Origin of the sequence: Rhizobium redzepovicii (genome assembly GCF_019793435.1) — a bacterium.
In the GTDB taxonomy this organism is placed as follows: domain Bacteria; phylum Pseudomonadota; class Alphaproteobacteria; order Rhizobiales; family Rhizobiaceae; genus Rhizobium; species Rhizobium redzepovicii.
This window is the reverse complement of record NZ_JAILYH010000014.1, coordinates 84,206-97,338: the sequence shown is the minus strand read 5'-3', so window position 1 is coordinate 97,338 and position 13,133 is coordinate 84,206. Positions and strand designations below refer to the sequence as shown.

Annotated in this window: 13 protein-coding genes; 6 read left to right on the top strand and 7 right to left on the bottom strand. The window is 63.0% G+C overall.

Annotated features, from left to right (window positions below):
* The first annotated feature begins 198 nt into the window (after positions 1–198).
* A complete protein-coding gene (locus K6N12_RS22200; protein ID WP_085737415.1) occupies positions 199–519 on the top strand; it encodes a 2Fe-2S iron-sulfur cluster-binding protein in 321 nt (106 codons plus the stop codon).
* A gap of 312 nt (positions 520–831) precedes the next feature.
* On the opposite strand, the gene K6N12_RS22195 is transcribed toward K6N12_RS22200, so the two are convergent.
* Positions 832–1,458: a DUF922 domain-containing Zn-dependent protease gene (locus tag K6N12_RS22195; RefSeq protein ID WP_097628575.1), complete on the bottom strand. Its 627-nt coding sequence runs from the start codon at positions 1,456–1,458 to the stop codon at positions 832–834.
* Between the two features lie 101 nt (positions 1,459–1,559).
* Between K6N12_RS22195 and folP the strand changes: the two genes are divergently transcribed.
* From folP to folK, 3 genes are read left to right on the top strand one after another with little or no spacing between them, the layout of a single operon-like run.
* The gene (folP, locus tag K6N12_RS22190) at positions 1,560–2,429 is read left to right on the top strand and encodes a dihydropteroate synthase (RefSeq protein WP_097628576.1); all 870 of its coding nucleotides are present in this window, start codon (positions 1,560–1,562) and stop codon (positions 2,427–2,429) included.
* Positions 2,426–2,791: a dihydroneopterin aldolase gene (gene folB / locus K6N12_RS22185; protein ID WP_097628577.1), complete on the top strand. Its 366-nt coding sequence runs from the start codon at positions 2,426–2,428 to the stop codon at positions 2,789–2,791. Before folP ends, folB begins: the two co-directional genes overlap by 4 nt.
* Complete coding sequence (folK, locus tag K6N12_RS22180; protein ID WP_183781938.1) at positions 2,784–3,302, top strand: 2-amino-4-hydroxy-6-hydroxymethyldihydropteridine diphosphokinase; 519 nt, start codon at positions 2,784–2,786, stop codon at positions 3,300–3,302. Before folB ends, folK begins: the two co-directional genes overlap by 8 nt.
* Positions 3,303–3,391: 89 nt before the next feature.
* Here folK and K6N12_RS22175 read toward each other — a convergent pair whose 3' ends face one another.
* From K6N12_RS22175 to K6N12_RS22160, 4 genes are all read right to left on the bottom strand, one after another.
* On the bottom strand, positions 3,392–3,943 hold the full coding sequence (locus tag K6N12_RS22175; RefSeq protein WP_003579600.1) for a hypothetical protein: 552 nt from the start codon (positions 3,941–3,943) through the stop codon (positions 3,392–3,394).
* Positions 3,944–4,153: 210 nt separating this feature from the next.
* Positions 4,154–5,233 (bottom strand): YcjF family protein, encoded by a 1,080-nt coding sequence (locus K6N12_RS22170; RefSeq protein ID WP_097628580.1) that lies wholly within the window; start codon positions 5,231–5,233, stop codon positions 4,154–4,156.
* Positions 5,230–6,705: a YcjX family GTP-binding protein gene (locus tag K6N12_RS22165; protein ID WP_222134654.1), complete on the bottom strand. Its 1,476-nt coding sequence runs from the start codon at positions 6,703–6,705 to the stop codon at positions 5,230–5,232. The genes K6N12_RS22170 and K6N12_RS22165 overlap by 4 nt, the downstream gene beginning before the upstream one ends.
* 75 nt (positions 6,706–6,780) lie before the next feature.
* Positions 6,781–7,275, bottom strand: coding sequence for a SixA phosphatase family protein (locus tag K6N12_RS22160; protein WP_097628582.1), 495 nt, complete (start codon positions 7,273–7,275; stop codon positions 6,781–6,783).
* Positions 7,276–7,551: 276 nt separating this feature from the next.
* Between K6N12_RS22160 and dksA the strand changes: the two genes are divergently transcribed.
* Positions 7,552–7,971 (top strand): RNA polymerase-binding protein DksA, encoded by a 420-nt coding sequence (dksA, locus tag K6N12_RS22155; RefSeq protein ID WP_003569003.1) that lies wholly within the window; start codon positions 7,552–7,554, stop codon positions 7,969–7,971.
* A gap of 60 nt (positions 7,972–8,031) precedes the next feature.
* Here dksA and K6N12_RS22150 read toward each other — a convergent pair whose 3' ends face one another.
* Positions 8,032–8,676 (bottom strand): DUF1062 domain-containing protein, encoded by a 645-nt coding sequence (locus K6N12_RS22150; protein WP_131711038.1) that lies wholly within the window; start codon positions 8,674–8,676, stop codon positions 8,032–8,034.
* A 413-nt stretch (positions 8,677–9,089) separates the two neighbouring features.
* A complete protein-coding gene (locus K6N12_RS22145) occupies positions 9,090–10,148 on the bottom strand; it encodes a flagellar biosynthetic protein FliO (RefSeq protein ID WP_183781863.1) in 1,059 nt (352 codons plus the stop codon).
* A gap of 307 nt (positions 10,149–10,455) precedes the next feature.
* On the opposite strand from K6N12_RS22145, the gene cckA reads away from it, so the two are divergent.
* Positions 10,456–13,059, top strand: a complete 2,604-nt coding sequence (gene cckA / locus K6N12_RS22140; RefSeq protein WP_097628585.1) for a cell cycle histidine kinase CckA — start codon at positions 10,456–10,458, stop codon at positions 13,057–13,059.
* The last annotated feature ends 74 nt before the right edge of the window (positions 13,060–13,133 follow it).

Here is a 13,133-nt window from a genome sequence, read left to right as displayed (position 1 = left end):
CTTGTTTGAGATAGTTTGAATGAGGCCCGTTGTTCCATTGCGGAACCGCGGGTCTTTTTGCGACGTCTTCCATGACGCTTTGAAGACGGCGGGCGGAGGCCCGATCTGCGAGGTTATGGCGACTTTCCCGATGTTGACTGAAGCGTCGAATTGTCGGAAGAAAATCCGCCCATCATTTGAAGACCGGAAATAGTCCTGATGCCAAAACTTACCATCGTCGCCTTCGACGGCACGCGCTTCGACCTCGATGTCGACCAAGGCTCCACCGTCATGGAGAATGCCGTGCGCAATTCGGTGCCCGGCATCGAGGCTGAATGCGGCGGCGCTTGCGCCTGCGCGACCTGTCATGTCTATGTCGATGAGGCATGGACCGAGCAAGTCGGCCAGCCGGAAGCGATGGAAGAGGATATGCTCGACTTCGCCTTCGATGTGCGCCCGACCTCGCGGCTGTCCTGTCAGATCCGCATGAAGGCTGCCTATGACGGGCTCGTGGTGCACGTGCCGGAACGCCAGGCTTAAGCGCCGAGCTGCACACTTCGCCGGAATGGGATCCACAAAAAAGACGCCTCGCGCGCTGGTGCGAGCGAGGCGAGGCGGGCGCATTACCTACGGATGAGGGAGGAACATCCGCGGCTTCGGAACGCGCCAGGAGAACCCAGCGATGAAAGAGCAGATGCCGTAGCTGCACTTTCGAATGTGTTCATATTAACGCGTCCCGGTTGAGTCTGCCAGGATGAAAAATGACCATTCAATCACTGGGGAGGGTGCAAGTTTCGCACAAGTTTCGTTGTGCAGCTAAGGTTTTCCGCTCGCAACCAGACTGAAAAAGCCTTATTTTGCGCCGGCTCGGCCGTTGATTCGATTGTTCAACAATCTCAGCATGCGCTTCTGGAAATTGACCGCCTCGACCCGGTCGAATCGCGCCTGCTGCCGATCGTGCTCCTCTATACCGCGAGCTGATTCGCCTGAGACGAGTTCCTGCATGGCCTCGCAGCTGCGCTGCTGAGGCAAGGTGCGGATGGCGCGTTCCATGGCGCGGGCCTGATCGCGGGCGATTTCGGCATGGCGCTCCTCGTGGCGCTTGATATCGCTCGACAGGGCGTCCCAGATCATTGACAGCTCCTTGCTGGCGCCCTTGCGGCTGTTCCAGCGCGGCAGGATGATCTGGGTGTGGACCGTGACCTTGACGTTGCCGACACGGCAACGTCCGTTATCCTGGATATAGGTGGCTTCACCGCCGAAGCGGATCTTGGTGGCGCCGGGGTGGCGCGCCGAGGAGCCGCTCGAGGTCGGGCCGCGCCGGCTGAGTTCGCGGTCGAGCTCATCCGCGGTTTTGCCGCGGATGTCGAAATAGGAATAGCTTTTCGATGCGATCACTTCTGCTGCCACTGGGCTGCAGACGGAAAGAGCAATGGAAAAGGCGATAGGAAGGACCATATAACGCACTGCAAGCGGCATTCTGAACGCAACCCGTGTTGAAATCGACCGGAGCTTGGGGCATAGCCACCGCAAGCGCAATATCGGATGGCGCTTTTTTCGCGATCGATAGGATAAGTCTGGTGACAGGGTTCGAAGGCAGTTTATGGCGTGTGGGCCATGGCCGGGAGATCGAACTCGGCCGTCGTTCTCTCATCATGGCGATCATCAATGTGACGCCGGACTCCTTTTCCGACGGCGGACGCTTCGAAACCGTCGATGCTGCTGTCGAGCACGCGCTTCGCGCGGTGAGCGAGGGTGCCGGGATTGTCGACATCGGCGGGGAATCGACCCGCCCGAACGCCGCTGCCGTCAGTCCTTCCGAGGAGCAGGCGCGCGTGCTGCCGGTCATCGAGGCGCTGCGCGGGCGCACCCAGGCGCTGATCTCGATCGATACCTATCGCGCCGAAACGGCGCGGCTGGCGGTCAGTGCCGGCGCCCATATCGTCAACGATGTGTTCGGGCTGCAGAAGGAGCCCGATATCGCCGACATCGCCGCGGCGACCGGGGCCGGGCTCTGCATCATGCATACCGGCCGCGACAGGGCGAAGCTTCCGGACGTGATTGCCGACCAAGTGCATTTTCTCAAGCGGTCGCTTGAGATCGCTCAGGCCGCCGGCGTCAACAGCGACCGCATCGTGCTCGATCCGGGCTTCGGTTTTGCCAAGGAGACGGCGGAGGAGAACCTCGAACTGATGGCGCGATTTTCCGAACTTTCCCGCTTCGGACTGCCGCTGCTTGCCGGGACGTCGCGCAAGCGCTTCCTCGGCGCGGTGACGGGGCGTGAGGCGGCAGACAGGGATGCGGCGACGGCCGTCACCAGCGCCCTGCTCAGGCTTCAAGGGGCTGCTGTTTTCCGGGTGCACAATGTCGCAATCAACAGGGATGCGCTTGATATCGCCGATGCTATGCTGAATGCGCGCCAGGAATTCGAGAGGAAGCGGCCGACATGACCACCTACACGATCACGCTGCAGAACTGCGCCTTCTTTGCGCGCCACGGCGTGCACGACGAGGAGGAATTCCTCGGCCAGCGCTTCTTCGTCGATGCCGAGCTCGATGTCGTTGCCGGCGAGGCGCTGAAAAGCGATTCGATCGACGATACCGTCAATTACGGCATCGCCTTCACGGTGATCGAGGGGATCGTCACCGGCAAACGGCGTTACCTGATCGAGGCCCTGGCGCTCGATATCGCCAAGGGACTCTGCGATACATTCCCGCAGGTCCGGCGCGCAAAGATCACGGTGCGCAAGCCGAATGCGCCGGTGCCCGGCGTGCTCGATTTCGTGCAGGTGAGCGTTGAACACTTTGCCTGAGACTGCATTGCAATCGGCCACACTCGGCCTCGGCGGCAACATCGGCGATCCCGTCAAGGCGATGGCCGTCGCACTGCAGCGGCTGGACGGACGAGATGACTGCCGGGTTACGGCGGTCTCGCGGCTCTACCGCACGCCACCCTGGGGCAAGACCGACCAATCCTTCTTCTTCAACGCCTGCGCTGCCGTCGAAACCCGGCTGGAGCCGGAGACCTTGCTCGATGTCTGTCTGTCGATCGAACGGGAGATGAAACGCGAGCGTATCGAGCGCTGGGGGCCGCGCACACTCGACATCGACGTGCTGACCTATGGCGACGTCATCCAGGAGGCGCCGCGGCTGGAACTGCCGCATCCGCGCATGACCGATCGCGGTTTCGTGCTGATGCCGCTTGCCGATATCGCGCCGGACCTTATCGTCAAGGGCAGGGCGGTCAGCGACTGGCTTGAAGATGCAGAGGTAGCGGGCATCGAAGTCGCCAACAACAGCCGCGACTGGTGGCTCCAAACCTGAGGCAGAGATCCTGAAACGGAAAACGGCGGGAAACCCGCCGCTTTAGGAAAATGCGCTGTAGCTTCAGGAAAATCCGCGGTGCGATTGATCTACTGGATGGACCCGACGGCCATCTCGTCGACCTGGCGGGTCAGCGTCAGGCCGATGACCGGGATCATCTGGCTTTCGACCTTGACCGAAACAGTGACGTTCATCGTCTTGTCATCACGCACGCGGGCGATCATCGCGCCGTTCAGCTTGGCGCGGTTGATGCCGACGACGACGGTATCTTCGCTGACGGCGCCAGAGACGACGTCAAGACCCTTGCCGGCGGCGCCGTCAAGGAACTTGCCCTTGTAGGTCGAGCCCGACTGCGAGATGACGGCTGTCATCGGCTGCTTGAAGACGCCGACGCGGCAGGTGCCGTCGAGCTTGATGCCGGCGCCGCTGTCGCCCGTGGGCTCGCCGATCAGGTTGCAGGTGAATTTCGTCCCCTTGTATTTGCCGGCGACGATTTCGCCCGGGCCCTTCCATGAGCCGGCGACGGAATCGAAGAAGGCCTTGTCACGGGTTGCGGCGGTAGCTGCCGGAGCGACGTCTGCGACGGGAGACAATGCCGCGGCGGCCAGACCGCATATAATGAGAAACTTGCGCGAATACATGGATTTTCCTTGGCAAACACCACTCACGAACTGGCTGCAAGTTTTGCCTGGGAATGGTTAATCCTTCCTTTCAATCGTGCCGAAATGCGCTGGAATACAGGGGTTTCGCGCGGTCCAGATTTTAGCTTGTCGCTATTAGAGCCTTGAATCTGCTGTAATTTCGCCAACATTCCGTTAGGGATGGCAAAGTGTGCGGAATTGCTCCGACTCTCAAGGAGTGTTGCCGCGCGGCGACATGGAGGGCGTGAGGTCGCCGATGAAATCGCCGATTCCCGGCCGCTTCAGGGCATGGAAGGCGAGCGGGCGGCAGAGATCCATTGCCGCGATTCCAATGCGGGCGGTCATCAGGGCGTTGATGACGCCTTCGCCGAGCCGGGCCGAGAGCTTGGAGGCCAGCCCATGGCCGAGCACCTGCTGGACGAGGCTGTCGCCGACGGCGATCGAGCCGGTGACGGCCAGATGCGCCAGCACGTCGCGCAGCAGACGGAACATGCCGAGCGTGCCGGGACGGCCGCCGTAAAGCTCGGCCATGGCGCGGATAAGACGCACGGCCTCATAGAGGACGTAGAGCAGGTCGACCACGGCGCGCGGGCTGACGGCGGTGACGATTGAGACGCGCTTGGAGGCGTTGACGATCAGGGCACGGGCCTTGCGGTCGAGGGGCGTGAGCAATTCCCGTTCGGCGAGCGCAATCAGATGCGGGGGATCGATGACCTCGCTTTCCGTCGCCTTCAGCGTGGCGCGGCCCTTCGATGTCTCGGGATTGGCCGACAGCAGCGTGCTCAGGCGGGCGACGACGGCGCGCGCCCGTGCCGGCCGGGTTTCGACCATCGCGGCTTCCGCTTCGGCCTTGATCGCCTGGACGGCGGCAAGGCGCATCATCCCTAATGTTTCGCGGATGATGAGCGCAAGCACGGCGAGGATGCCGACCGCAAGCACGGCCAGCGCCGCATAGCCCAACCAGTCGGCACGGGTGAAGAGATCGCGGATCAGCCTATCGGTCCAGAGGCCGATGCCAAGCGACAGCAGAATGCCGAAGGCGCCGGCGGCGATCTTGCCGAAGGAGGTTCGGCGTCTCAGCGGCGTTGCCACGGGCACTGCGCTCAGATCCTTGTCGGGATTGAGGAAGGGATCGTCCTCATCCGCCGTCACGACGATGTTTTCGGAGAAGCTTTCCGGCTTGCGCCGCTGCTCTGCCTGGCGGCCGTTGTCAAGGCGCTCGGTGGCCTCGTCCTCGTAGATGAAAGCCGCGGGCGGGCGGCGTGGCGGATCGGAGGGGGGCTGGCTCATGCGAGACGATCTCCGAACAGGAACTGCATGGCGCGGTCGAGGCGGATATGCGGGACCGACAGCTTGATGCCGCCGCCGGTTTCCTCAAGCTGAGGCGGGCGGAACCTGACGACATTGACATCGGGCAGCCGCAAGCCGCTCTCGCCCGCGGCGATGCGGTCGAACAGGCTTTCTGGATCCGCCGGCAGGTCGCCGGGAAAGATCGCGGTCTTTCTCTGGCCGTCGAAACGCTCGCCGGCGATGGTTTCGCCCTCCATCGGCGTGCCGACGATGACAGGCAGGTCATGTCCGTCGCGCTTGACGGATGCCTCTCGGGTGGCGCGCACGGAGGCGAGCGCCATGACGTCGATGCCCGCACCCGCCATGCCGATGCGGTCGATGGCGCGATCGACCAGGCGGCGGGTCAGCGCGTCGAGCCGGTCGTGGCTTTCATGGTGGAGATGATCGGCCTTGGTCGCGGCGACCAGCACGCGGTCGATGCGGCGCCCGAGCAGCGAGGAGAGCAGCGAATTGGTGCCGGGGCGGAAACAGGCGAGCACATCGGTCAGCGCGCGTTCCAGATCCTGGACGGCTTCGGGGCCGCGGTTCATCGCCTGAAGCGCATCGACCAGCACGATCTGGCGGTCGAGCCGGGCGAAATGCTCGCGGAAGAAGGGTTTGACGACGACTGATTTATAGGCCTCGTAGCGCCGCTCCATCATCGTCCAGAGCGAGTTGCGCCCGGGACGGCCGTCCGCCGGCAAGGCCAGCGGTGCGAAGGTCAGCGCCGGCGAGCCGTCGAGATCGCCGGGCAGCAGCAGGCGGCCGGGCGGCAGGGTGGAGAGCGAGCGTTCGTCGGCCTTGCAGGCCTTGAGATAATCGGCAAAGGCGGTGGCGAGGCCGCGGGCGATCATCTCGTCGGCGCGGGCCTGGATATCGGCGGCATGGGTCAGCGCCAGCCATCCGCGCGACAGTTCGGAGCGGACGCCGGTTTTCGCTAGCGCGATCGTTTCCTCGCTAAAGGTGCGGTAATCCTTGCCGAGCAGCGGCAGGTCGAGCAGCCATTCGCCCGGATAGTCGACGATATCGATCGACAAACGGCCGGGCGAAAAAAGCCGGTTCCAGCCGCTGGCGCTCTGATAATCCAGTGTGATGCGCAGCTCAGAGATGGCGCGGGTCGAATCCGGCCAAATACGATCCTTCACCAGCGCGCGGATATGATCCTCGTATTGGAAGCGCGGTACGGCATCGTCGGGCTGCGGCTCCAGCCGCACCGCCGAGACGCGGCCGGACTGCACCGGCTCGAACAGCGGCAGGCGGCCGCCATGCAGAAGATTGTGTACCAGCGAGGAAATGAAGACCGTCTTGCCGGAGCGGGAGAGGCCCGTGACGCCGAGCCGCACGGTCGGATTGACGAGGCCGCTTGCCCGATCGGCGAGATTGTCGAGGGCGATGCGGGCGTCGTCGGTAAAGGATGTGAGGCGTGGCGGCAAGGCGCAATTCCGGTTGGTGACTGCCGGCAATATAGGAAGGACGTGCCGCCTGAAAAAGACGCGGCGCGAAAGCTTTCAGACAACCACGAAATCGATGAGACGCCAACCGCCGGCTGAAGCGTCGTAATCGACGACGGCAAGGCCCGCCGTCGGGAAGCCGCCGGGAAGGGCGCTTGCCATCGCCTCATGGCCGATCAGCGCCTCCAGCGCCTGCTCCATGGTTGGATTGTGGCCGACCAGCATGACGGCCGCCTCTTCCTGCGAATCGACGATTTCCAGGTAGTTATCGACCGTGGCGTTGTAGAGCGCATCGACATAACGGATGTCGAGCGTAAGGCCCATCGCCCGATGGACCGCATCGGCAGTGCCGCGGCAGCGCAGCGCCGTCGAACTGATCAGCAGATCGGGACGGTAGCCCTTGTCGGCGGCTTTGTCGGCAATGATCTCGGCATCGCCGAAGCCCTTTTCGTTGAGCGGCCGGTCGAAATCGCGCTGTCCGGGTTCGGCCCAGGCCGCCTCGGCATGACGCAGGAGATAGATGCGGTTCGGCGGAGGCAGCGGTACGGTCATGGGCAAATCCAGGATCGGGCGGGTCTTTTCAGTAGCGGTTGCGCTTGGCCGCCGTCAATCGCTGGCCATGCTGCGACGGCGCAAAACGTGGCTGACAACACGGCGTTTTGAAGGCGAAGAAGAAAACGGTAGCCGGAATAACCATGACAAAATAGATCGTTAGCCTAAAATTGTAACAGATTTAAAAATCTGTTTACCTGTCGTATTTGGCTTGAATCGCGGCTAGCGCTTGGGATATACACCCGCCCAGATGAGATGTTCTTCAGGAGAATCGCGTTGAGTGAGAAGATCGATCTTAGCAATTACGTTCCCTCGGAAGAGGAAGAGTTCATGAACGTAAACCAGCGTGCCTACTTCAGGACCAAGCTGGTTGCATGGAGAAATGATATCCTTCGAGAAGCGCGCGAAACCCTCGACCACCTGGCCGAGGAAAGCGCAAACCATCCCGACCTCGCCGACCGGGCGTCCTCGGAAACCGACCGGGCGATCGAACTTCGCGCCCGTGATCGGCAGAGAAAGCTGATTTCCAAGATCGACGCGGCACTGCAGCGCATCGAAGACGGTACTTACGGCTATTGCGAGGAAACCGGCGAACCAATCGGCCTCAAGCGTCTCGACGCCCGCCCGATCGCGACGCTGTCGATCGAGGCGCAGGAGCGCCACGAACGCCGCGAAAAAGTCTATCGCGACGAATAATGGTTTTCATGCAGAGGTGAGAGCAAGCGCCGCGATCGGATCGCGGCGCTTGTTCGTTGATCACTGCTCCGCTGCACAAATGCCTATCGCCAGAGCTTTCCACGATTGCTCTCGCTCGGCCTCCATGGAGAGGTCGATCGTCACAAGGGTGCCGTTCCTCAGGCGGTGTCGCAGGATGTCCGCCTTCTCAGGATCCGTCCGAACCATGCCTTCAGTGTGAAGGGCCTGCAGTCTCGAGCGTGAAAGCTTCAGTTCCGAGGCCAGCAGACGGTCGAGGCGGGTGCTTGTTGGGACAGGGACCGTCAGTTCGATTGCCAATGTCGTCCAATTTGCGGTTTCGTGCCGCATCTCCTTGGTGATTTCAAATTCGGCAAACTCGTCCATACGCAGCGATTTGCGTCGGAGAGCATCGAGGTTGAAGGTCTCTGCCCGGATCCAGTCCGGATCGTTGGCCTGCAGCGCGTCAAGGACCGCAGGATCGATGTCGCGGACATTGCGGCGCTCGAAGATCGGCCGGTTCCATGTCCTTTCGCAGGTCAGGCATTTGTAGATCAGCCAGGCATCCAGTTTGCGGCCGTTGGCGTTCAGCCGAATCTTGCCGCTGGATTGGAAGGCTCTCATGCCTCCGCATCCGCCGCATGCGATCCAGGGCTGGGGAGCTGTCTTGGGAATAATGGTCCATCGGACCTGAAGCGTCTTGCACATATCGTCTTGGTCTTCCGTTCGGAAGTCCATCGAGATGGTGCAGGAGAAACCCTTGCGGGCGCGGTGTGGCGATGTTGTGGGCGGCTGAAGAGCTGAGACAGCGGAACTGCACATGGCACATTGGAACAATGCCAAACCGGTCTCTCGCCACCACCCGATGAACATGGTCGCATGCCGCCAGCATGTCGCTAGACGGCAGTACGGGTGAAACTGGAGTGAGACCGGTGTTTACTTAGGCAAAATGCAACCTCGGATGCGCCAACGCTCTTCACCCCGATCGATAGCAAATGATCGGCATGATGGGGAGGCCAAAGACATTCGGACACTGAAAAAGCCGCGGTATGCGGCTTTTGTGCAACTTCATGGTGAAGGAGAGGGCGCGGCAACCCGGCGTGACGCGGGGGCCTTTGCCCTCATTTGTCGCGATTGACGCTCATTTCGCCGAAGATGCGGGCGACTTCTTTCTGCAGTTCCGTATCGGCGCCGGTGATTGGGGCGAGGTCGGGATCGCGGCGCGGCAGGTTGCTCGGCTGCGGCTGCGGTATGGCTTGGCGGGGGGCCTGGTTTGCCGGCGCCGGCACGATGCGTTCGGCCGTCAGATTGTTCGACATCTCCTCTTCCAGCACCCGCTGGAAATCATGGCGGGTCGCCGCTGCCGATTGCGCAGCCGCATCGTCTTCGGCTGGGCCGGGGGCGGCGGGCGGCATGTGCTGGACAGGCGGTGCGGAGATCTCGGGTTCAATGCGCTGCTGCGGCAGCACGCGCTGACGGGCGGCATCGAGGATCTCGGCCGCACTTGCGGTATCGTGGAACGCTGCGGGCGCGACCGGGGGAGCAACAGGACGCTCCGGCGGGCGCGGCTGGGGTGGGGCAGGTGGAGGAATGTCGCGTTCGGCCGACAGGGGCGCTATCACCCGGTTTGCCGGAAGAGGGCTGGTCGCCACCGGCGGTGCTGCGGCCTGCTGGGCCTGCGGTTCGGGGCGCGGGCGCGGCTCGGGCGAAACCGGTGCGGAGAAGGAAGGCTCGGCGGCCGGCTCGACGCGGGCTGCGGCAGGCGGTGAGGCCGGAGCTGCAATTGCAGCGCGGGGCGGAGAAACGGGGGACGGTTCCGGCTGCGCCGGGGGTGATACTGGACGCTGTTCGACAGGTTGTGGAAGGCCGGCGATTTCCGGCTGTTCGGCCGCTGCGGGCAGGATACGGCTTTCGATGACTATATCGCTCGGGCCGCCGATCATGATCAGATGCTCGACGTCGTCGCGGCGCACCAGCACCAGCCGGCGACGGGCATCGACAGCGGCGGCATCCAGGACCTGCAGACGCGGCTGGCGGTTGCGGCCGCCGCGCACGAAGGGCGAGGGCGCCCGGCTGCGGATCACCCAGAGCACGAGGATGAGCAGGAGAAGCGCCAGACCGACGCCACCGGCGGCAAGCAGAAAACGGCTGCCATAAGCTCCGACAACATCATCCAACATAGTCACTCACTCCATTTCATATTCGGCACATATTGACGACTTTTCCGTTCCTTAGGCAAGGGCCGCCGGTGCTGTCCAGTCACGGGAGAACGCGTTTTCGTGTTCCGCGGATTGGGCGCTCGCCGATGTTGCGCACGGTCGGCCGCGTCAGGGTTCAGGGGCAGATGGCGCTGTTGCCTGTGAATTCAAGCAGTCTTGCCGACCACCGGTGTTTTTGCCAACGCGGCAAATTGCTAAGAAGGAAAGAGTGCCTGATTCCCGCTTCGTGTTCGTGCTACGAAGCTGGAGGGACTTATGTGAGGAATACATGACGAAACCGCGTCAGGCCGACGATTATAACGCACCGCTTGTGGATCGTGGGGGGCGTTCTGGCACGGTTTTGCGCATTCTTCTGCTGGCCCTTGTGCTGATTGCAGCCGCCGGCGGCTTCGTCGTCTTCAAGAGATCGCTCGACAATGAGATCGTGCTCGGCGGTCTCGGCGTGCTTGCCATGGTCGGCATCTTCTTCCTGGTATCCTCGGTCATCGGCTTCATCGAGGTGATGCCGCAGCGTCAGTCCGACAGCCTGGCGCGCGCCTTCCTCAACAGCCATCCCGACGGCACGCTGATCACCGACGAAAAGGGCCGGATCATATATGCCAACGCCGCCTATGGTGCGCTGACCGGCGCGCGCAAGGCGACCGAGGTGCAGACGCTGGAAAGCCTGCTGTCGCGCCACCGCGAATCGAATGAGGCGCTCTATCGGCTGGTCAACGGCCTGCGCGAGGGCAAGGAAGGCCGGGAGGAATTCCGCCTGCTGCGCGCCGTCGGCCCCGGCAGCAACAGCTCAGGCGCCCATTGGTATCGGCTGAAGGCGCGGCTGCTGCAGCCGGAGGAAAACGGCGGCAAGCCGCTGCAGATCTGGCAGATTACCGATATCACCACGGAGCGGGACGACCAGGAGCGCTTCTTCAAGGAATTGCAGAACGCGATCGACTATCTCGACCATGCGCCGGCCGGTTTCTTCTCAGCCGGCAGGAAGGGCGAGATCTTCTATCTGAACGCCACGCTTGCCGAGTGGCTAGGCCTCGATCTCACCAAATTCGTGCCGGGCTCGATGACCATCGGCGACGTGGTGGCGGGCGAGGGGCTGGCGCTCATCCAGTCGGTGCAGGCCGAACCCGGCCTGAAGAAGACGGTGACGCTCGATCTCGACCTGCGCAAGACCAACGGCCAGAGCCTGCCGGTGCAGATCATCCACAGCGTCACCTCGATGCGCGACGGCGCACCCGGCGAAAGCCGGACGATCGTGCTGGGGCGTGAAAAGAGCGAGGCGGGCGGCCAGTCCGCTTCGGCCGCCGCCATGCGGTTCACCCGCTTCTTCAACAATACGCCGATGGCGATCGCCTCGGTGGACGGGGACGGGCGCATCCTGCGGACCAACGCACCGTTCCTGAAGATGTTCTCCGGCGTCGTCTCGCGCGACGATCTCGAAAAGGCGCCGCATCTCGAAACCATCGTGCAGGAAAGCGACCGGCCGCAGCTCGCCGAGGCGCTGGCAGCGGCCAAGGACCGGCAGGGCGACATTGCGCCCCTCGATACCCGCACGCCGACCGACGAAGCGCGCTATTTCCGTTTCTACGTCAACGCCGTCATCGACCAGAGCGACGAGGCGCCCGAGGAGGCGGCGATCGTCTACGCCGTCGAGGTGACCGAGCAGAAGGCGCTGGAAGCGCAGATGGCGCAGACGCAGAAGATGAATGCCGTCGGAACGCTCGCCGGCGGCATCGCGCATGATTTCAACAATGTGCTGACGGCGATCCTGCTTTCCTCCGACCATCTGCTGCTGCAGGCACGGCCGGCCGATGCGAGCTTTGCCGACCTGATGGAAATCAAGCGCAACGCCAACCGCGCCGCGGTGCTGGTGCGCCAGTTGCTCGCCTTCTCGCGCAAGCAGACGATGCGGCCCTCGGTGCTCAACCTCACCGATGTCGTCGGCGACCTGCGCATGCTGGTCGACCGGCTGCTCTCCGGCACCAATGTCAAGCTCGACGTGCAATATGGCCGCGACCTCTGGCCCGTCAAAACCGACCTTTCGCAATTCGAACAGGTGCTGATCAATCTCTGCGTCAATGCGCGCGACGCCATGCCCGAGGGTGGCACACTGACGCTGCGCACCCGAAACCTGACTGCTTCCGAGGTCTCCGCCTTCAACTATTCCTACATGCCGGCTGAGGACATGGTGCTGATCGAAGTCGCCGACAACGGCACCGGTATCGCGCCCGAAATCATGGACAAGATCTTCGAGCCCTTCTTCACCACCAAGGATGTCGGCAAGGGCACCGGGCTTGGTCTCGCCATGGTCTATGGCATCGTCAAGCAATCGGGCGGCTATATCCAGCCGGAATCCGAAGTCGGCAAGGGCACGACCTTCCGGGTCTTCCTGCCGCGCCACATCCCGGAGCCGGCGGTGGCCGCGGAAGCGGGTGCGATCGACAGCGCCGTCGCCGAGATCGGCATTCGGCCGGAGGCGCCAACGGCGCAACAGCCGGAGGACCTGACGGGATCGGCGGTCATCCTTCTCGTCGAAGACGAGGAGGCGGTGCGCCGCGGCGGCAAGCGCATGCTGGAAACGCGCGGTTATACCGTGCACGAAGCCGGCTCGGGCGTCGAGGCGCTCGCCATCTTGGAAGAGCTGGAAGGCAAGGTCGACATCGTCGTGTCCGACGTCGTCATGCCCGAGATGGACGGCCCGACGCTGCTGCGCGAGTTGCGCAAGACCTATCCCGACATGAAATTCATCTTCGTCTCGGGTTACGCCGAAGATGCCTTTGCCCGGAACCTGCCGCCGGACGCGAAATTCGGGTTTTTGCCGAAGCCGTTTTCGCTGAAGCAATTAGCTGTGGTGGTGAAGGAGACGCTGGACGGGTGAGGGCAGCCGGCATCGCCTTAGTAGACAGGGCGTGCCGCGGCCGCCCCCTCTGCCCTGCCGGGCATCTCCCCCAC